This window comes from Niabella insulisoli (assembly GCF_039652435.2).
In the GTDB taxonomy this organism is placed as follows: Bacteria; Bacteroidota; Bacteroidia; order Chitinophagales; family Chitinophagaceae; genus Niabella; species Niabella insulamsoli.
Window position 1 is genome coordinate 434,629 of the sequence record NZ_CP190246.1, and the last position, 20,392, is coordinate 455,020.

At 45.0% G+C, this 20,392-nt stretch carries 18 protein-coding genes; 14 read left to right on the forward strand and 4 right to left on the reverse strand.

Annotation, left to right across the window (positions count from 1 at the left end):
- Nucleotides 1–38 precede the first annotated feature (38 nt).
- The 5 genes from rfbB (at nt 39) to ABDK00_RS01855 (ending at nt 5,312) form a co-directional block, all read left to right on the forward strand.
- Nucleotides 39–1,091, forward strand: a complete 1,053-nt coding sequence (gene rfbB, locus ABDK00_RS01835) for a dTDP-glucose 4,6-dehydratase (protein ID WP_346237802.1) — start codon at nt 39–41, stop codon at nt 1,089–1,091.
- Nucleotides 1,092–1,215: 124 nt separating this feature from the next.
- Entirely contained in the window at nt 1,216–2,070 is an 855-nt protein-coding gene (gene rfbA / locus ABDK00_RS01840; RefSeq protein ID WP_346237803.1) for a glucose-1-phosphate thymidylyltransferase RfbA, read from the forward strand.
- 194 nt (nt 2,071–2,264) lie between these two features.
- Nucleotides 2,265–3,587, forward strand: a complete 1,323-nt coding sequence (locus tag ABDK00_RS01845; protein WP_346237804.1) for a UDP-glucose/GDP-mannose dehydrogenase family protein — start codon at nt 2,265–2,267, stop codon at nt 3,585–3,587.
- Nucleotides 3,588–3,641: 54 nt separating this feature from the next.
- Entirely contained in the window at nt 3,642–4,619 is a 978-nt protein-coding gene (locus ABDK00_RS01850) for a UDP-glucuronic acid decarboxylase family protein (RefSeq protein WP_346237805.1), read from the forward strand.
- Nucleotides 4,620–4,808: 189 nt separating this feature from the next.
- The gene (locus ABDK00_RS01855; RefSeq protein ID WP_346237806.1) at nt 4,809–5,312 is read left to right on the forward strand and encodes an RNA polymerase sigma factor; all 504 of its coding nucleotides are present in this window, start codon (nt 4,809–4,811) and stop codon (nt 5,310–5,312) included.
- Between the two features lie 954 nt (nt 5,313–6,266).
- Here the strand turns inward: ABDK00_RS01855 and ABDK00_RS01860 are convergent.
- Nucleotides 6,267–6,677 carry a hypothetical protein gene (locus ABDK00_RS01860; protein WP_346237807.1) on the reverse strand — a complete coding sequence of 137 codons (411 nt, stop codon included), beginning with the start codon at nt 6,675–6,677 and terminating at the stop codon, nt 6,267–6,269.
- Nucleotides 6,678–7,440: 763 nt separating this feature from the next.
- On the opposite strand from ABDK00_RS01860, the gene recG reads away from it, so the two are divergent.
- Nucleotides 7,441–9,534 (forward strand): ATP-dependent DNA helicase RecG, encoded by a 2,094-nt coding sequence (recG, locus tag ABDK00_RS01865; RefSeq protein ID WP_346238303.1) that lies wholly within the window; start codon nt 7,441–7,443, stop codon nt 9,532–9,534.
- Nucleotides 9,535–9,576: 42 nt separating this feature from the next.
- Here the strand turns inward: recG and ABDK00_RS01870 are convergent, their stop codons facing one another.
- A complete protein-coding gene (locus ABDK00_RS01870) occupies nt 9,577–10,161 on the reverse strand; it encodes an outer membrane beta-barrel protein (RefSeq protein ID WP_346237808.1) in 585 nt (194 codons plus the stop codon).
- A gap of 312 nt (nt 10,162–10,473) precedes the next feature.
- Between ABDK00_RS01870 and ABDK00_RS01875 the strand changes: the two genes are divergently transcribed.
- Nucleotides 10,474–10,863 carry a hypothetical protein gene (locus ABDK00_RS01875; protein WP_346237809.1) on the forward strand — a complete coding sequence of 130 codons (390 nt, stop codon included), beginning with the start codon at nt 10,474–10,476 and terminating at the stop codon, nt 10,861–10,863.
- A 75-nt stretch (nt 10,864–10,938) separates the two neighbouring features.
- Here the strand turns inward: ABDK00_RS01875 and ABDK00_RS01880 are convergent, their stop codons facing one another.
- Nucleotides 10,939–12,186, reverse strand: coding sequence for a hypothetical protein (locus ABDK00_RS01880; protein ID WP_346237810.1), 1,248 nt, complete (start codon nt 12,184–12,186; stop codon nt 10,939–10,941).
- Between the two features lie 135 nt (nt 12,187–12,321).
- Between ABDK00_RS01880 and infA the strand changes: the two genes are divergently transcribed.
- The 7 genes from infA to rplQ all read left to right on the forward strand — a co-directional run bounded on the left by infA (nt 12,322) and on the right by rplQ (nt 16,399).
- Nucleotides 12,322–12,543 carry a translation initiation factor IF-1 gene (infA, locus tag ABDK00_RS01885; protein WP_240847439.1) on the forward strand — a complete coding sequence of 74 codons (222 nt, stop codon included), beginning with the start codon at nt 12,322–12,324 and terminating at the stop codon, nt 12,541–12,543.
- Nucleotides 12,544–12,568: 25 nt separating this feature from the next.
- On the forward strand, nt 12,569–12,685 hold the full coding sequence (gene ykgO, locus ABDK00_RS01890; RefSeq protein WP_071609307.1) for a type B 50S ribosomal protein L36: 117 nt from the start codon (nt 12,569–12,571) through the stop codon (nt 12,683–12,685).
- Between the two features lie 39 nt (nt 12,686–12,724).
- The gene (gene rpsM / locus ABDK00_RS01895) at nt 12,725–13,105 is read left to right on the forward strand and encodes a 30S ribosomal protein S13 (RefSeq protein WP_240847441.1); all 381 of its coding nucleotides are present in this window, start codon (nt 12,725–12,727) and stop codon (nt 13,103–13,105) included.
- A 182-nt stretch (nt 13,106–13,287) separates the two neighbouring features.
- Entirely contained in the window at nt 13,288–13,698 is a 411-nt protein-coding gene (gene rpsK, locus ABDK00_RS01900; RefSeq protein ID WP_346237811.1) for a 30S ribosomal protein S11, read from the forward strand.
- A gap of 249 nt (nt 13,699–13,947) precedes the next feature.
- On the forward strand, nt 13,948–14,553 hold the full coding sequence (gene rpsD, locus ABDK00_RS01905) for a 30S ribosomal protein S4 (protein ID WP_346237812.1): 606 nt from the start codon (nt 13,948–13,950) through the stop codon (nt 14,551–14,553).
- Nucleotides 14,554–14,645: 92 nt separating this feature from the next.
- On the forward strand, nt 14,646–15,647 hold the full coding sequence (locus ABDK00_RS01910) for a DNA-directed RNA polymerase subunit alpha (RefSeq protein WP_346237813.1): 1,002 nt from the start codon (nt 14,646–14,648) through the stop codon (nt 15,645–15,647).
- A 140-nt stretch (nt 15,648–15,787) separates the two neighbouring features.
- The gene (rplQ, locus tag ABDK00_RS01915) at nt 15,788–16,399 is read left to right on the forward strand and encodes a 50S ribosomal protein L17 (RefSeq protein WP_346237814.1); all 612 of its coding nucleotides are present in this window, start codon (nt 15,788–15,790) and stop codon (nt 16,397–16,399) included.
- 237 nt (nt 16,400–16,636) lie between these two features.
- Here the strand turns inward: rplQ and ABDK00_RS01920 are convergent, their stop codons facing one another.
- Complete coding sequence (locus tag ABDK00_RS01920) at nt 16,637–20,311, reverse strand: efflux RND transporter permease subunit (protein ID WP_346237815.1); 3,675 nt, start codon at nt 20,309–20,311, stop codon at nt 16,637–16,639.
- Nucleotides 20,312–20,392 lie beyond the last annotated feature (81 nt).

A 20,392-nucleotide genomic window follows, 5' to 3' on the forward strand; every position in this document is an offset into this window, starting at 1 on the left:
ATTTGCAATCTGTTTACTATTAAAATTTTTATCCTACTATGGCAGGCAAGACCATTATCATCACCGGCGGGGCGGGCTTTATCGGCTCCCATGTCGTGAGATTATTCGTAAATAAATACCCCGATTACCAGATTATTAATCTGGATGCGCTCACTTACGCAGGAAATCTTGAGAACTTAAAAGACATCGAAGACAAAAGCAACTACATTTTTGAGAAAGTAAATATCGTGGACGCGGACGCTGTAAAATCCGTTTTTGAAAAACACCAGCCCGATGGCGTTATTCACCTGGCGGCAGAAAGCCATGTCGACCGGTCAATTACGTCGCCGTTAGATTTTGTGTATACCAATGTGATAGGCACCGTGAATTTGCTCAACGCTGCAAAAGAATTATGGAAATCTGATTTTGACGGAAAGCGCTTTCATCATGTGTCAACAGACGAAGTGTATGGCGCCCTGGGCGATACCGGCTTTTTCACGGAAGAAACGGCCTATGACCCGCACTCACCTTATTCGGCTTCCAAAGCATCGTCCGATCATTTTGTGTATGCTTATGCCGACACTTATGGTTTGCCAGTGGTGTTGACGAATTGCTCCAACAATTACGGACCGAACCATTTTCCCGAAAAGCTAATTCCATTAATGATCCATAATATCATTAATAATAAGCCGCTGCCGGTTTATGGTGACGGAAAGTACACCCGCGACTGGTTGTATGTAATTGATCATGCGCGCGCTATTGATTTGGTTTTTCATGAAGGAAAAAATGCAGAAAAATACAATGTGGGCGGCTTTAACGAGTGGAAAAACATCGATCTGGTAAAATTACTTTGCCAGCAGATGGATGAAAAACTGGGCCGCGATGCCGGAACCAGCGAACAACTCATCACTTTTGTGAAGGACAGGCCCGGCCACGATTTGAGATACGCGATCGACGCTGGTAAAATCAATAAAGAATTGGGCTGGTCGCCCTCCGTCACTTTTGAAGAAGGCCTTTCTAAGACCATCGACTGGTTTTTAGAAAACAAACAATGGCTTGAGAATGTAACCAGCGGTGACTATCAAAAATATTACGAGAAACAGTACAATTAAAAGGCGGATCGTTGATACCGGCGTATCCCTTGTCTGATAAATGTGAAGCGATTCATGAAAATTTGATGTTTACCTAACACCACTAAACCAACTTATCAATTATTCAACAACAATTTAATACATAATGAAAGGCATCATTCTCGCCGGCGGCTCCGGAACCCGATTGTACCCCATTACCAAAGCTATAAGTAAGCAGCTCATGCCTATTTATGATAAGCCGATGATTTATTATCCATTGTCGGTGCTGATGATGGCCGGGATAAACGAAATTCTTATTATTACCACGCCCGAGGACAGTGCAGGATTTAAAAGGCTTTTGGGCGATGGGTCGCGGGTAGGATGCAGGTTCGAATACGCCGTTCAGGAAGTGCCCAATGGTTTAGCGCAGGCTTTCGTCATCGGCGCCGAGTTTATTGGCAATGACAAAGTAGCGTTGGTGCTCGGCGATAACATCTTTTATGGTGTAGGGTTGGGATCGCAGCTAAAAAAGCTGACCGAGGTGGATGGCGGCTACGTTTTTGCCTATCGCGTGAGCGACCCCGAGCGCTATGGCGTTGTTGAGTTTGATGAAGACATGAAAGCCATTTCGATTGAAGAGAAGCCCGAAACGCCCAAGTCGAACTATGCCGTGCCTGGTTTATATTTTTACGACAACAGTGTAGTAGACATTGCCCGCCAACTCGAACCTTCGGCACGCGGGGAATACGAGATCACGGATATCAATAAAATTTATCTGAAAGAAGAAAAGCTTCACGTTGCCGTGCTCGATCGCGGCACAGCCTGGCTGGACACCGGTACATTCGATTCTCTGACCGACGCAGCTGAATTTGTCCGTGTGATCGAAAAGCGGCAGGGAACCAAGATCGGATGCATTGAGGAAATTGCCTGGCGCAGCGGCTTCATCTCCAAAGAGCAATTGCAGGTGTTGGGCGAGGAGCTGATTAAAAGCGGATACGGCGCTTACCTGAAAAAACTCTAACCGAGGGCTGATTTTCTAAGAACTAAGTAAACATGTAGAAAAACGCCACATTGAATGCTTTAATTTTATAGTTTATGCCTTCATATTTGTCTTTTGACGGTACATTTGCATACATTCAAACCAAATTTAAATTGTAGCCCTCCTGGTTTTTTTGAACCTAAATAAATGGGGGGACCCACTAAATCTAATAATATATGAAAATTGCTGTAGTTGGTACTGGTTATGTCGGCCTGGTAACGGGTACTTGTTTTGCCGAAACCGGGAATATGGTGCATTGCGTTGACGTCAATAAAGCCAAAATCGCTAAGTTGCGAAAAGGGAAATGCCCTATCTATGAGCCGGGGCTGGATGTGCTCCTGCAGCGGAATATCAAAGAAAGCCGGATACTTTTTACCACCGATCTCAAGGCTGCCGTAAAAAAATCGGACATCATCTTTTTGGCGCTGCCTACTCCTCCCGGTGAAGATGGTTCGGCTGATTTGAAATACATCCTGCAGGTAGCCGAAGATTTATCAGGCATTATAACCGACTACAAAGTGATTGTTAATAAGAGCACAGTGCCGGTAGGAACCGCAGAAAAAGTGGCCGCTGTACTGGGAAAAAAACTGGCTCCGGAACTTTTTGATGTGGTTTCGAACCCCGAATTTCTGCGCGAAGGGATTGCGGTAGATGATTTTCTAAAGCCCGACCGCGTGGTGATCGGAACTTCTTCTGACCGGGCCCGCGATGTGATGAACGAGTTGTACCAACCCTTCGTTCGCCAGGGTAATCCCATTTACTTTATGGATGAGCGCAGCTCGGAAATGACAAAATATGTGGCAAACTCCTACCTCGCCATGAGAATTTCTTATATGAACGAGGTGGCCAATCTTTGCGAATTAACCGGCGCAAACGTTGATCTGGTAAGAATTGGTATCGGTAGCGACAGCCGCATCGGAAAGCGCTTTCTGTTTCCCGGAATCGGATATGGTGGAAGCTGCTTTCCCAAAGACGTATTGGCGTTGCATCATACTTCCAAACAAAATAAATACGATTTCAAACTTTTAGATACGGTGATGAAGGTGAATAAGACCCAAAAAACCGTGTTGTTTAAAAAGATTAAAAAATATTATAAGAACGCGCTGAAAGGGAAGAAGTTTGCAATTTGGGGATTGGCGTTCAAGCCTGAAACAGATGATATTCGCGATGCGCCGGCCCTGGAACTGATTCAGGAGTTGCTAAGCGCCGGTGCCAAAGTAACGGTTTTTGACCCCGAAGCAATGGCGAACGTGAAAGCCATTTTTGGTGATAAGATTAGTTATGCGAAAGACCAATATGTAGGATTGAAAGACGCTGATGCGTTGTTGATTGTTACCGAATGGAGCGAGTTCAGGAACCCTGATTTCGAGCGCATGGTAAATGATCTGAAAAACAAGGTGGTTTTTGACGGTAGAAATGTGTACAGCCTCGAAAAAATGGAAGAACTGGGTTTCTATTACAACAGCATTGGCCGAAAAATTATTAATAACAGAAAATAGCCAGTGTTTTTTATTGAAAACAGGCTATTACGCTTTAAATATTGAAGATCAGCAATGAAAAAGGTTTTAATTACGGGGGCTGCAGGCTTTTTGGGGTCACATTTATGTGATAAATTTATCAAGGAAGGGTATCATGTTATCGCTATGGATAATCTGATCACCGGCGATCTGAAAAACCTGGAACACCTGTTTCCCAACCCTGAATTCGAGTTTTATCATCATGATGTAACCAAATATATTCATATCCCGGGCAACCTCGACTATATTCTTCATTTCGCTTCGCCGGCCAGCCCGATCGATTACCTGAAAATCCCGATTCAAACGTTAAAAGTGGGCGCGATGGGTACCCACAACTGCCTGGGCCTGGCCAAGGCAAAAGGCGCGCGCATTCTGGTGGCTTCCACCAGCGAGGTTTACGGCGACCCGCTCGTGCATCCTCAAACTGAGGAATATTGGGGAAATGTAAACCCGGTAGGGCCGCGGGGTGTATATGACGAGGCGAAACGATATATGGAATCCATCACGATGGCCTACCATACGTTTCATAATGTGGCCACCCGGATTGTCCGCATTTTTAATACTTATGGTCCCAGAATGAGGCTGAATGATGGCCGTGCATTGCCCGCTTTTATTGGCCAGGCGCTTCGCGGAGAAGATATTACGGTGTTTGGGGATGGTTCCCAAACGCGCAGTTTCTGCTATGTAAGCGATTTGATAGAAGGCATTTACCGGTTGTTGTTGAGCGACTATGTTCACCCGGTGAATATTGGCAACCCCAACGAAATTTCACTCAAAGATTTTGCGGAAGAAGTACTGAAGTTGACAGGAAGCCAGGTGAAAATAGTTTATAAGCCGCTACCGGTGGACGATCCCAAACAGCGGAAACCGGACATCACCAAGGCAAAGGAGTTTTTGGACTGGACACCTCGGGTAGACCGGGCGGAGGGATTGGCGGAAACCTATAACTACTTTAAGTCGCTCCCATCGGAAGAATGGTTTAAGCAGCCCAAAGAGTTTGTATCTGCGAAATAGCACGACCTTATTTGTCAGTCAAAATATCAAATCTTGCCAAAACAGGCAGGATTTTTTCTTTTGCAACTGTTGTATTGGCGGATGGCGTCATTCGGTAAAGTTTTTGTAATATTTTTCGCAACCGGCGATTATTGATGTTTAAGCATTAATTTTGGCCACATTTCTTCACAAGCATAAACCCCGGGCAGCATGGAAAAAGAAAAAGAGTTCAGCGATTTACTGGTTGATAATGCAGGGTTTTTAAAGCCATTCGCCGTTAACCTTACCAAAAATAACGAGACGGCTAACGATCTTTATCAGGAAACCCTTTATAAGGCATTAGCCAATAAAGAAAAGTACCATTCGGGTACAAATATCAAGGCGTGGTTGTTTACCATCATGCGCAATATTTTCATCAATGATTATCGGCGTAATGCCAAGCGCAGAACTGTTTTTGATAGTACGCCTGAGGATTATCTGATCAATATGCGCCAGGTTTCGGTGGCCAATTCGGCCGAAAGCAGTTTGAGGCAGAAGGAAATCGAAGCTGCGGTAGAGGCTTTGCCCGAAACTTTCAAAGTGCCGTTCAAATTATACTTTGAAGGATATAAATACCAGGAAATTTCTGAATATTTAGATGAACCGCTGGGCACGATCAAAAGCCGCATCCACTTTGCGCGGAAGTTGCTCAAAGAGCAAATCAACAGATATTAAAATAGAAGATCCCGCTGTATTGGCGGGATTTTTTTATGGAACAACTTCCGAGGTATTGAAAAAAGACCGGACTGTTGTGCTCCGCACCATTTGCAATCTGTTTTAATCCTTTTTTTGATTGCCTTGCCAGCCGAGTCTCACCAATGATTTTGTAAGTTGGCCGTGGACTCGGCGTTTAGAATGGAATTTTAACTATACACCGAGTCCCTTTCAGGAGACTCAGCTGAGAAGGAAGAAAACGCTCGGGTAATATTTGGAATATCTCAACTCCTTAAATTTCCTTCCCAGCCGAGTCTCACCAATGATTTTGTGAGTTGGCCGTGGACTCGGCGTTTAGAATGACTTGAACTTACGCCGAGTCCCTTGCAGGAGACTCGGCTGAAAAGGAAAGAGTAAATCAACAGATATTAAAATAGAAGATCCCGCTGTATTGGCGGGATCTTCATTCCTAGCCGAGTCTCACCAATGATTTTGTAAGTCGGCCGTGGACTCGGCGTTTAGAATGACTTGAACTTACGCCGAGTCCCTTGCAGGAGACTCGGCTGAAAAGTAAAAAGAAAATTATATATCACTATGATCTCTGCTCGGATTCCTGTCTCAAGGACGACCGCTCGAAACTTCCGTCCCAACCTAGTCTCACCTCCGATTACCTTCCCAGCCGAGTCTCACCAATGATTTTGTTAGTTGGCCGTGGACTCGGCGTGTAAAATTGACTTGAACTTACGCCGAGTCCCTTTCAGGAGACTCGGCTGAAAAGAAAAATGATCTCTTCCCAACCGAGTCTCACCAATGATTTTGTGAGTCGGCCGTGGACTCGGCGTTTAGAATGACTTGAACTTACGCCGAGTCCCTTTCAGGAGACTCGACTGAGAAGGAAACTCAAATTTGACCAGCCCTTTCACCATTCGTCAATGATTGGTTGCTTATTCGTCAGAGCTTCAAGGTCCATATTGGTCAAGACAATAGTAACATCCCCATTGTTTCCGTTATAACTGGACCCGAACCAAATTTTTTCAAATCTATTTTTGAACCAAAAAGGAAATCATAATCTTTTATGGCCAAGTCTTCCTCTAACACATTATCCGGTACTCCCAGCGTTTTCACCAAAGAGTCTAATATATGCGTTTTAAAAGCAATGTTTATATATAATGCGTAATGATCGCCCATTCTGTAAGCGAATATGTCTTTGATAGGAGACCCCCCAAATGAAATATTGCCCGTTTGTTTTTGGTGCTGCGTTGAAGATCCTATAAGTAAGAAAATGGCGCTGCCTAAAAAGCACCATCTTTGCAGGAGCATTATAATCCTCAAACTGATTTCTAACAAACTCAATAGTTTCTTTGGGATGGAAAATAGAATCTTCAATATTCATTTTCATATTTTTAACCTGAGCATCCAGATTAATCGACATCATAATAACAATGCAAATTAAACTAAATGCAATTTTTCCAGTATAGTTAAACTTATTCATCACAGTCGTGAAGATTTTCCTCCCAGCCGAGTCTCACCAATGATTTTGTGAGTTGGCTGTGGACTCGGCGTTTAAAATTGACTTGAACTTACGCCGAGTCCCTTGCAGGAGACTCGGCTGAAAAGGAAAGAGTAAATCAACAGATATTAAAATAGAAGATCCCGCTGTATTGGCGGGATCTTTTTTATGTGTGTCTATTTTTAGGTTGACGCTTTTGGCGGTGACTCCAACCATAAATCCCTCAATACGGTACGAGGTGTTCGTCAAAACATCTTGCATAAAACTCAGAAGAACTTTTCCTTCCCAGCCGAGTCTCACCAATGATTTTGTGAGTTGGCCGTGGACTCGGCGTGTAAAATTGACTTGAACTTACGCCGAGTCCCTTTCAGGAGACTCGGCTGAGAAGTAAAAAGAAAATTATATATCACTATGATCTCTGCTCGGATTCCTGTCTCAAAGAAGACCGCTCTAACCTTTCTTCCCAGCCGAGTCTCACCAATGATTTTGTGAGTTGGCCATGGACTCGGCGTTTAGAATGGAATTTTAACTATACACCGAGTCCCTTTCAGGAGACTCAGCTGAGAAGGAAGAAAACGCTCGGGTAATATTTGGAATATCTCAACTCCTTAAATTTGCTTTATCTCAAACAAATCCGAAATATTAGCCAGTCCGATCGCTTATTTAAAAGGCGTAGGACCACAGCGTGCCGAGCTGTTGCAAAAGGAATTGGGCATCTTTACCTTCAACGATCTGCTGCATCATTTCCCTTTTCGGCATGTTGATAAAACACAGGTAACGCCTATCGGCAACGCAAGCCCGGCAGAGGAATATATACAGTGTGCAGGCATTTTGGAGCCTTTTCAAATTATAGGGGAAAAGCGTGGCCGCCGGCTGATTGCGCAGTTGCGGGATAAAACCGGCACGGTAGAACTGGTTTGGTTTAGCGCTATCAGCCTGATCCAAAAAATGTTGCAGCCAGGACAAGCCTATATTGTCTATGGAAAATTGAGCTGGTTTTTGTCTAAGCCTCAAATGGTGCACCCGGAAGTGGAAGCCTGGACGCCCGAAAAGCTGGAGGGAAAAGCTTATCTCGAACCGGTATATCCCTCCACGGAAAAATTAAAAGCCAAAAATCTGGGTGGCCGGCAAATTGGCAAACTCACCAAAGTGTTGATGCCTCATGTGCGTCAGCAGGATTTGCCGGAAAACTTCCCCCAGAAAATCCTCGATGATCTTAAGCTAATGTCACGGTTCGATGCTTATCAGCAACTTCATTTTCCTCAAAGCCAAAAACATTATGAGGCAGCTTTAAGGCGGTTGAAGTTTGAAGAAATTTTTCTGGCCCAGATGCGTATGAATCTGCTGCGTTCGCAGCGCCACCGTTTTTCAAAAGGGCTGGTTTTTGACAAAGTGGGCGCTTATTTCAACGATTTTTATAATCAATATTTACCCTTTGCATTAACAGGCGCTCAGAAGCGCGTGTTGAAAGAAATCAGGACAGATACCGCCCGCGGGCGACAGATGAACCGGCTGCTCCAGGGAGATGTGGGCAGCGGCAAGACCATTGTGGCCCTGCTTTGTATGCTGCTGGCTGCTGATAATGGGTTTCAATCGGTGCTGATGGCGCCTACCGAAATACTAGCGCGACAGCATTTTCAGGGCATTTCCGACCTGCTGCTTCCGATGGATATCGGCGTGGCGCTGTTGACCGGATCGGTTAAAGGAAAGGAGCGAAAGGCCATTTTGCAGGGCGTTGTTGACGGGTCGGTCCGGTTGCTGATCGGGACGCACGCCGTTATTGAAGATGCGGTTCAATTTGAAAACCTCGGACTGGTGATCGTGGATGAGCAGCACCGCTTCGGGGTGGCGCAGCGGGCGCGCCTTTGGGAAAAAAACGAAATTCCTCCACATGTGCTGGTAATGACGGCCACGCCGATTCCGCGTACGCTGGCAATGACAGCTTATGGCGATCTGGATTATAGTGTGATTGATGAGTTGCCGCCGGGCAGGCAGCCGGTTCAGACCGTGCACCGCTTTGACCAGGATAGAAGCCAGGTGATGGAATTTTTAAAAACAGAAATCGCTTTGGGCAGGCAGGTGTATATCATATTCCCTTTGATCGAAGAAAGCGATAAACTGAATTATGAAAACCTGATGCGCGGTTACGACGAGATTAAAACCTATTTCCCTGAACCGGAATATTGGATCAGTATGGTGCACGGTAAACAACCTGCCGCACAGAAGGAATTGAATATGCAGCGCTTCGTGCAACACGATACGCAAATTATGGTTTCCACAACCGTTATCGAAGTGGGGGTTAATGTGCCCAATGCTTCGGTGATGGTCATAGAAAGTGCGGAGAAATTCGGACTGTCCCAGCTTCACCAGCTGCGCGGAAGGGTGGGACGCGGTGCAGAAAAAAGTTATTGCATTTTGCTCACCGGCCGGAAATTGGGAAACGACGCCCGCGAGCGCATGAAAATAATGACCTCCACGAATAATGGTTTTGTTATTGCCGAGAAAGACCTCGAGTTGCGCGGTCCCGGCGATATTGAAGGCACCCGCCAAAGCGGTGTGCTCAATTTTAAACTCGCCAATATCGTCAATGACCGGGCAATGGTTGAAGTAGCCAAAAAAGTGACGGAAGCAATTTTGACGGATGACCCCGAGCTAACGATGCCCGAGAATGAACCGCTAAAAGCCTTTCTTCAATCTCAAAAGGGAAAGACCATTTGGAGCAAAATTTCTTAAAAGGGCGGCCAGGCGCAGCCGGACCGCCGCTATGGATAGGGTTTAAAAGTTTTTAGAAATTCCAATATTGAAGGTTTTGCCGAAGTTGACGCCGAATTGTCCTGATCGGAGATTAGCTGGCGCATGCTTATAGGATGACATTTCATACTCAATGCCGCCGAAGTCCAGGTTCAGCCCAAATCCATTTTTAACATTGATAAAGACTGCAGGAAAAAGTTTTGAGGAAACCCCTCTCAGGTCACTGCCATCGGTTCTTTTATACTGGCCCTCCAATTGGCCAAAAAGTGAGAAGATGTCAGACAATTGATGGGTGTAGCGCACGAAGGGGCCGAATCCGTAAGAAGTGTGCCTGCCTGCGTAGTTCATAGGGCTAACATACTTTTCTTTTGTCCAATCCAGCGATCCTGTTACACCGGCAGTCCAGTTTTTATCAAACTGGTACCCCACAAAAGGATTGATGGCAAAGTTGGTGGACCTGGAAATGCTGTAAAACTGATCATTAATAAAGACATGCTGATTCTTTAAAGTGCTGAAGCTGGTATTACCACCCACGAGAACGGTGCCTTTTTGGGCATTTGCCGCAACGGCCATAAGAAAGCTAAAAATGCTTAACTGAATTTTTCTCATAAAAGTTAATTTTTAAATTTGGCGGCAAAATAGGGCGCATATCATATCAAAAAATATATACAATTGTTAATTTGCAGAATGTTGTGAAATTGAAACGGTTGTGTGTTTTTATCAACTCAAACAAACTTCAGTAAAATTGGAAGACAGGCGCCACTGGAATCATTAGTCTTGGGTTTTAGCTGGTTTTTCTATTAACAAAAAGCAGGATTTAATGAGCTAGCGAAAAAACTTGTAAAACCGCGCAGTTTGGCATAAATTTAAATACCTTAACGCTTGTTAAGCCATTTAAATTCAATCTTAAAAATATCGATTATGAAACTATCTGAATTAAGACCTGGCGACTGGGTATTGTTAAATGATAACGGCGTGGAAAGAGAAGGCACTGTTTTACGGATCAGTAATGAGGATAACAAAGTTTGTGTCAATAACGGTATACAGGACTTTTGGTACGAACTGGGCGATATTAAACCTGTACCGCTTGCTGAAAAACATTTGCTTGAATTGGGATTTGAAAAACTCGAAGCGGATGGGGGTGCGAAATATGGTAAAGGCGCTTTCCGCGTTCACACGCCTTCGGAAACGGACTTTTCAAAAGTAGAAGCCTGGTACCGCGAAGACAAAAGGTTTTTTGATCATCCCATTACCGTGCATCACCTGCAAAATATCCATCTCGATATGACCAAAGTGCAACTCGAAGCATAGTACTGCACAAATCAATTTTATATAAAAGCCGGCCGCAGTCCATTGCAGCCGGCTTTCTGCTTGCATCAGTTTTGCTTATCGGGCGATGACTTTTAACGTCCGCGAGTAGGTAAAGGATCCGTTGATATCTTCGACCGCAATCCTGATAAAAGCGTGTGGGTTTTCCGGAGATACTTCCACACTACGCGGCTTTTTGCTGCAGCCTGCTATAGCAAGAAGCAGGACAAAGGCGGCGGCGACGGCCCCAAAGCTCAGCTTGCTTTTTCTTTTATAAAACAAACTGCTCAATAATGCCGCCAATAAAATTGCTATAAACGCCATGGAAATGTTTAATAAACGTTTGGCCGACAAATCATAATTGAAATCGTATTGCAAGGTTTGCGAAGAGGCGCCCTCGTTGGCTTTGGTTGGAACTGTTCCTAACCGCGTAAAATTTTTGCCGTCCGCGGTAGCTTCGATATGAAAGGCCTTCATATTCATTTCAGATGCGGTCGTCCATCTCACCGATAAAATTCCGTTGTCCTCGTTCAGGGTTGCTGTTATTTCTTTGAACATAGCAGGCAACGCATCATTATTTTCATCCGCAATGGTGCTGGCCTGGCCACAACTGCTTTGCGACAGCCCGGTCGGCCAGTTAGCGCCGGTGCAGGTAGCTTCTGTGGCGTTGGGCCCGCAATAGGTGGCGGAGCCGGGTGAAATGAGATCCACGTCGGAGAGCGCCAGCCAATGGATCTGGCTTTCCGAAGCCACGGGTGCGCCAGCTGCCCCTGAAGCAGTGGCTTTTGTAATAAAATGGGCGTAGGCATTGGTGGTGCCGGTAAAATCAACCGTCGCGTAGCTCACGGCCTGCTGGCTATAGGGGCCGCAAATCTCCATTACGCTTCCGTTGTCCTGCTGAATGCTGGCAGTATTGGCGCTGGAAGGGTTGCTGGCCGTAGGATCGGAAACGCTGAGCGACCCGGTAATCGAAAAATAAGAGAAACGGCCCAGTTTAAGCAAGCTTGAAACATCCAGCGTAGATCCGATACTCGCGCCGCCATTGAAAACAACGCCAGCGCCATCGCGAACGTCGAGCGTGCCAAAAATCTCGATGGATCCGGCTCCCTGTAGCTCCACACCGGGCATAAGAATCAACGTCGCTCCGTTTTGAATTTGTATATTCACCACGCCCGCCAGGTCGGAATTCAGGCAATAAGTGTTTCCGGAGACTAGCGGGTATTGACCGGTATACGGGATAGAACCCGAGGGGCATTGCGCCTGGGATTGAAGGGAAAATAATGCAAGCAGGCAGACAAGCGCTGGCCAAAAATGTAACTTTTTCATGAGTAAGATTTTATCAGGTTGGAGACAGGCGGACAGCCGTAATATAAATTACGCAAAATGGCCGGTTTGCCAAAAAAGTCGAGAAAGTTTCATTTTTAAATACTTTCTCCTTATCTTTGCACCCCTAAAATTTTTATGGCTAAACAACCCTTAATAAAACAAGACGGTGTCATTCTGGAAGCCTTGTCCAACGCAATGTTCAGGGTAAAACTGGATAATGGACATGAAATTTTAGCGACCATATCAGGAAAAATGAGGATGCATTATATCCGGATTTTGCCTGGTGACAAAGTAGGATTGGAAATGTCGCCTTACGATTTAACCCGCGGGCGTATCAATTTTAGGTATAAAAATTAAGCTTCAAATCTTAAAAACAAAAAAGATGAGAGTAAGAGCATCAATAAAAAAACGCAGCGCGGATTGCAAAATTGTACGCCGTAAAGGAAAGCTGTACATTATCAACAAAAAGAATCCCCGCTTCAAGCAGCGCCAGGGATAATTGAAATCAGACTTTTAAATTCAGACTTAAAATTAAAATATGGCTCGTATTGCCGGTGTTGACTTACCAAAAAATAAAAGGGGCGAAATAGGTTTGACCTATATCTACGGAATTGGCCCTTCTACGGCTAAATACATTCTTGATAAGAACAGTATTGACCGTAACAAAAAAGTAAATGATTGGAACGATGACGATCTTAATGCCATCCGTACCACCATTACCGAAGAGTTAAAGGTAGAAGGACAACTGCGCAGCGAAACCCAGATGAACATTAAGCGTTTGCTGGATATCGCCTGCTACCGTGGTCTTCGTCACAGAAAAGGTTTGCCCGTTCGTGGTCAGCGTACTAAAACAAATAGCCGCACACGTAAAGGTAAACGTAAGACTGTTGCTGGTAAGAAAAAAGCAGCTAAGAAGTAATTAGCAAATAGCAATAGGCTGTAGGCCGTAAGTAGTAAAGATGCTTACGGCTTAAAGCCTATCAGCATTATATGCACCAGTTATAACCTGATCGATTACGGAAGCCCCGGTGCAGGAAAAGGGTCGACAGGGGTTCGCATAAAGCGGATTTTATTTTTAAATTAGATTACCTCAGTTTTCTCATGGCAAAAGGACAAAAAGGACAGCTCAGCGCTAAAGCTGCCGCAAAGAAAAGAATCGTAAAAGTAGACGCTTTTGGCGATGCGCACATTTCAGCAACATTTAACAACATTATTATCAGCCTTACCAACAAGTCTGGCCAGGTGATTTCCTGGAGCAGCGCCGGTAAAATGGGCTTCCGCGGTTCTAAAAAGAACACACCTTATGCAGCTCAAATGGCTGCCGCTGATGCTGCAAAAGTAGCGTTGGACGCAGGTTTGAAAAGAGTAGATGTATATGTAAAAGGCCCGGGTTCGGGTAGAGAAGGAGCGATCCGCTCGCTTTCTCAAAATGGTATCGAGATCGTTACCATCAAAGACGTTACGCCGCTTCCGCACAACGGATGCCGGCCTCCTAAAAAGAGAAGAGTATAAGCCCACTTAAATCCTCCAAGGGGAGGACTTGTGAAGCTCAAAATATTTTTAAGTTCTTTATATAAAATAGGATCAGGATTTTTTAATAATGATTCTATGGCCAAATTTTAACGACCCCGCAAGCCCTCCTGTTTGGGAGGGCTTGGGTGGGCCGCTTCATTTCAAAAAAGGGTACGCAATTCATTTTTTATAAAGCTTTTTACTGATTGTTGTACCGGTTTCAAAAAAAGCTTAAATGAAAGTATAATTATGGCACGTTACAATGGTCCTAAGACCAAGATCTCCCGTATTTTCGGAGAGCCTATTTTAGGTAATGGTAAATGGTTGGGTAAAAACAGCAACCCTCCCGGTCAACACGGTGAAAAGCGCAAGCGTAAAACTTTAGGTGAATACGCGTTGCAGCTGCGCGAAAAGCAAAAAGCAAAATACACTTATGGTGTTTTGGAAAAGCAATTCCGCAAAACCTACGAAGAAGCGAATCGTCGCAAAGGTGTAACCGGTGATAACCTTATCAAATTACTTGAATCTCGTTTAGACAACACTGTATTCCGCATGGGCATCGCGCCAAGCCGCCCTGCTGCACGCCAACTGGTGAGCCACAAGCACATTGAAGTAAATGGCGAAGTGGTGAACATTCCCAGCTATCTGTTGAAAGCAGGTGATGTGATCACGATCAAAGAAGGAAGCAAAAACCGCACATCTATCACAAGCGTGGTAGCTGCAAAAAATCCTAAATATTCGTGGTTGGATTTTAACGAGACTACTTTTACTGGTACTTTCATTACTTATCCTGAAAGGGAAAATGTTCCTGAAAACATCAAGGAGCAACTGATCGTAGAATTGTACAACAAGTAATTTTTAGTGAATTGAGGTAGTGAGCTTCGGGAGTTTTCCCAGGCGGTATCACTAACGGCTATTTCGCTATTCACCATTATCAAAAATAAAATATGGCAATTTTAAATTTTCAGCAGCCGGATAAAATCATCCTGCAAAAAGCGTCCGATTTTGAAGCTCAGTTTGAGTTTGCTCCATTGGAACCAGGATATGGCGTTACCATTGGTAATGCGCTTCGCAGGGTTTTGTTAAGTTCTCTTGAGGGCTACGCTATCTCGGCTATTAAAATAGATGGAGTGGATCATGAATTCGCTACCATTAAAGGTATCAGCGAAGATTTAGTTGAAATCATCCTTAACTTAAAGCAGGTTCGTTTTAAAAGAACAGTTGAGCATGAAGTTGCCAACGAAAAGATTTCTTTGTCGGTAAAAAATCAAACCCAGTTTACTGCCGGTATGATTGCCGACGGAACACAATCTTTCCAGATCATGAATCCTGAATTGGTGATCTGCACGCTTGACGCTTCTGCAAAGCTGGATATCGAACTGACAATCGGCAAAGGGCGCGGTTATGTTCCTGCAGAGGAAAACGCCGTGAAAGATGCGCCGGTTGGTTTGGTGCCGATCGATGCGATCTACACGCCGATCAAGAATGTAAAATACAGTATCGAAAATACCCGTGTGGAACAACGCACTGACTACGAAAAATTAGTGATGGAAGTTGTTACAGACGGTACAATTCATCCTGAAGATGCGGTTAAACAAGCCAGCCGTATTTTGATTCAGCACCTGATGATTATTACGGATGAAAACATCACCTTCGATAATAAAGAAGAGAAGAAAGAAGACCTGGTGGATGAGAACACATTGCAACTGCGCAAAGTGCTGAAAACTCCATTGGAGGATCTGGATCTCTCGGTTCGTGCGTTCAACTGCCTGAAAGCGGCTAAAATCAATTCTTTGAGCGAGTTGGTGCAGTATGAGCAGGAAGACCTGATGAAGTTCCGCAACTTCGGTCAGAAATCTCTTTCTGAGATCGAGCAGGTATTGAACGAAAGAGGCCTGGGCTTTGGCATGGACCTTCAGAAGTTAGGTATCGATAAAGACGATTATTAAAATTTGTTAGCTAATTGGCCTTTGGGCTGATTAGCTAATTTTTTTCAAAAAAGTAGGTTGTAATTCCCTGACTACGGTACAGCCGAATTTTTTAACAAGGATGTGGTTAAAAAAGGATCACATTTACAAAACAACAAGTCATGCGTCACGGAGACAAAATCAAAAATTTAAGCCGCACTAAAGCGCACAGAGAAGCTTTATTAGCCAATCTTTCCTGTCAGTTAATTCAGCACAAACGCATTGTAACTACCGTTGCAAAGGCTAAAGCGCTTCGCGTTTATGTAGAGCCGCTGATCACAAAAAGCAAAGAAAATACTACGCATCAGCGTCGTATCGTATTTGGCCACTTACAGGATAAAGAGGCGATCAAAGAATTGTTCGACAATATTGCCGGTAAAGTAGGCGGCCGCCCTGGTGGCTACACACGTATTATCAAATTGGGCGCACGTCCTGGTGATAACGCGGAAAAAGCAATGATCGAGCTTGTTGACTACAATGAGATCTACGGTAAAGGAAGCGGAGAAGAAAAAGCGGCCGGCAAACGTACACGTCGTCGTGGCGGAAGCGGTAAAAAAGCTGCAACTACTACTGCGGACAAAACTGAAGAAGCAACAGAAGTAGCTTTGGCAGAAAAAGAAGAAGCGGCATTGGAGGCTGAAACAGCGAAGGCGGACGATACCGCTGCACCCGCTGCAGAAACGCCTGCCACTGAAGAAACCAAAGAAGACGGAAGCGAAGAGGCGAAAGCTTAATTAGCAACCGAAATCATAAAGTTTAATGCCTCGCGGAAGCGGGGCATTTTTTTGTTGGTGTTCAAAGCGGTTACCACCTCTACAATCGCGCGCTGCGGGAAGAGGCATCGAGCTATGCGGGCATCTCGTTATGGGGGTAGCGCGAAACATAAAAAAGGGGGGGGCTGTTTTAAGCAGCAAAAAAAGAGAGACTTCATTGCTGAGGTCTCTCTTCTTTTATGTTAAGGTTAATGGTAGCTATAACCAGCTTCCGATAAAGGGTTCGCCTGCGTTCGTGTCGTTCGACAACTTGCGCCTTCTCGCGGCTACTTTTCTCTTTTGCCTGAACATCGTGATAAACATCAATGGGATGAAAAGGAAAATAGCCGGTGGAATACCCATGAAGGAAATCCATTTTCCACCATATTGTTTTTGCATCGGACGCTTCAACCTTTCCGCAATCAAATACATACTCGGCACCATAAACAAGGTCATAAAGAATGCAAATAATAAACCGAAAATGATGGTCCACGAAAGCGGTTTCCAGAAGGTGACATTATCTCCGCCAAAGAAAATGCGTGGGTTTAATTCGGCAAACAGGGTGACGAAGTTGATGTTGAACCCAACCGCCAAAGGAATCAGGGCCAGGATGGCTGCCAGCGCTGTAAGCAATACAGGTATGATACGTGTTTTACCTGCTTCGATTACGGCCTCCCGTGTCTTCATGCCGCGCGATCTCAATTCGTCGGCGAATTCAATTACCAGAATTCCATTTTTGATAACGATACCCGCCAGACCAAGAATTCCGACACCCGTCATTACTACGGATACCGTCATACCTGTAAAGGTAAACCCAAGCAATACGCCGATGATACTGAACACAATTTCCGTAAGGATGATTACCGACTTGCTCATTGAGTTGAACTGGGCTACAAGAATCAGTAAGATAAGGCCAAGTGCAATAACAAGGGCTTTCCCTAAGAAGGCGCCGGTTTCTGCCTGCTGCTCTCCTTCACCCGTTTGCTTGATGGTGACGTCGTCGCCGGTTTTACGGAAACTTTCCAACGCATTTTTAATATCAGCATTTACAGCGGTGGGTGTATACCCCGAAAGCACGTTACTTCTAAGTGTGATCACGCGCTTCTGATTTTTGCGTTGCACGCTACCCAGTGTATTCGAATAGTCAACAGTTACCAGCGAACTAATGGGCACGCTTTTTACCTGGCCAGTCGCCATATCTCTAAAACGAACATTCATATTTAAAAGATCGGTCAGGCTTTTGCGCTCCATCTCGCTGCTGCGCACATAGATTTTATATTCGTCTTCACCGTCTTTAATTTTGCTGGCTTCGTTACCAAACAGCGCCGTGCGCAGTTGAGAACCAATCTGTGCAGAAGATACGCCTTCTCTCAACGCGCGCTCGCGATTAACCGTCAGCGCGATTTCTGGGCTCGCAAGGTCCACATTCATTTTCAATTCTTCAACGCCGGGCACCTGAATGCTATCGAGGAAGTTTTTAAGATCGACCGCAGTCTTGATCATATCATCAAACTCTTCACTCGCTACCTCAATATTTACCGGCGGATCAGTTGGCGGGCCATTTTGTTCCTGCTCTACAGAAATTTCAGCGCCAGGGATATTTTTGATCGCTGCGCGAATTTTATCCAGGTAAGGGCCGGTTTTTTCTCCATGCCGCTTTTCATATTCTACAAACGAAACCTGCACACGGCCCAGTTCGCTTCTTGTACTTCTGTCGCCGCTATTTGGATCAGCCGCGCCAACAGCAACGTTTGCAATCACACTTTCCACGATAGGATTTTTCTTTCCTTTTATTGGATCGTGATTCAACGCCGTGTTCACTTTTGTCTCCAGGTATCGCGTGATAGAGTCCGTGTACTCAACATCGGTTCCGGTAGGTAATTTCAAATAAACATAAATGAAGTTAGGGTCTGAGCCCGGGAAGAACACAACCTGCGTTCTGCCAACTGCCGAAGAAATGCCAAACAGAATGACTGATACTACCAGGAGCCCGAAAGCGCCCACCAGCAGCCAAACCGGCCTCCAGCCTGCAACCGCCCATTTTAGAAGCGATTCATAATGGCTCATAATCCACGGCAACACGCGGTTTTGGAAACTGTGTATCCATCCGCTGAAGAAGTAGGTGTTCAACACGGTTAATAGCGCCAGGCATAGCGAAAGGTTGGCGATAAAATGAAACAGGCTTTTAGCTCCTGTTCCCGGTTCGATGCCTACCGCCAGTTCTTCGGGTGTAGCCACCGGCGCTTTTGATATAAATCCGAAAATATTAAACAGAATGCCGATCACAATCATGGCCAGGAAAGCTTTGGATCTGAATACATCAGACTTTTTCTTTTCATGATGATCGTCTTCATGGTTCATAAAATCTACAGCGAATACCGGGTTCATGATAAACGCAACAAGCAGCGAAGCAGCCAGCGTAAATATCAACATCAACGGCAGGTACACCATGAACTTACCAATAATGCCCGGCCAGAACAGCAATGGGAAAAACGGAGCCAGCGTTGTAAGCGTTCCGGCGAGTACCGGCACAAAAACTTCGCCGGCGGCCATCATTGCCGCTTTTTGGGAATTGATCTTGCCGCGCCCTTCCATAAATATCCGGTGGGTATTTTCGATTACCACGATCGCGTCATCCACAATAATTCCCAATCCAAACAGCAGGGCAAACAACACCATGAAGTTGAGGGTGATGCTGCCGCCGATAATGATCTCCCCTAGCGGAATGAACATAAATGCGACGAACATACTCAGCGGCACGCTTAAGGCCACAAAGAAGGCATTGGTGAGTCCCATGAAGAACATCAGGATGATCAATACCAATATAAATCCAATTACAATGGAGTTGACGAGATCGTTGAAGGAGGTGCGGGTAGAGATACTTTGGTCACCCGTTATTACCACATTCAGATCTTTTGGCAGCAAATTGGTTTTCATTTCAGCCGCAATTTGCTTTACGGCGTCGCTTGTTTCGATCAGGTTTTCGCCGGAGCGTTTTACGATATTCAGTGTTACAACGTTCTTTCCGTCCAGCCGTGCATAGCTTTCTGTTTCTTTAACTGTGTCTTTAATTGAAGCAATATCTTTCAGATAAACGGGATTGCCGCTGCTGTTTCGCAGTATTACTTTTTCAATGTCGTAAGCGGTTTTAAACTGGCCTTTTAATTGCAGCGTACGCTTCATGTTGCCGACTTCCAGCAAACCACCACTGATGTCCATGTTTTCATAACGAATGGCATTAGATATGTCGTCAAAAGTAACGCCGGCCGCTTGCATGCGTGCATTGTCTACATTCACCTGAAACTCTCTTTCGGGAGCACCCACCATGTCAACGCGGGTAATCTGCGGCAATTCTTCCAGGCGATCCTGCATTTTATCGGCATACTCTTTCAGCCTCACACCGTCATAGTCGCCGCTCAGGTTCACATACATGATCGGCATCTCAGATAAGCTGACTTCCAGTGCGGTGGGTTCCTGTGTCAGGTCGGTAGGTAAATCCTGTTTCGCTTTGTCGATCGCATCTTTTACTTTTTGGACAGCCACATCGACTTTAACATCCGTTCCAAATTCTACCTGAATGGCCGAATAATCCTGTACCGAAGTACTGGTAACCTTCGATATTTTAACACCAGTAATCCCTTTGATTTGCTTCTCGATCGGTTGTGTCACCAGGTTTTCCATGTCCTTGGGCGAATTTCCAACATAAATCGTAGACACATACACTGTAGGAATTACCACATCCGGGAAGCTTTCTTTGGGTAGGGTAACAAAAGTCGTTACACCAAATATGGAAACAAAAAGAATAAGCAGGTAGACCGTGGTGCGGTTTTTTACCGACCAGGAAGTGGGCTTAAACTCTTTGAATTTTGCATTGAAATTTTCTAGAACACTCATAAAAAATGATTTGTTTGAGTTTGATAGCAATGGTGAATAAACACGGTTTGCGGAAACGGCCTTTTATGCTCATGTTCCCCC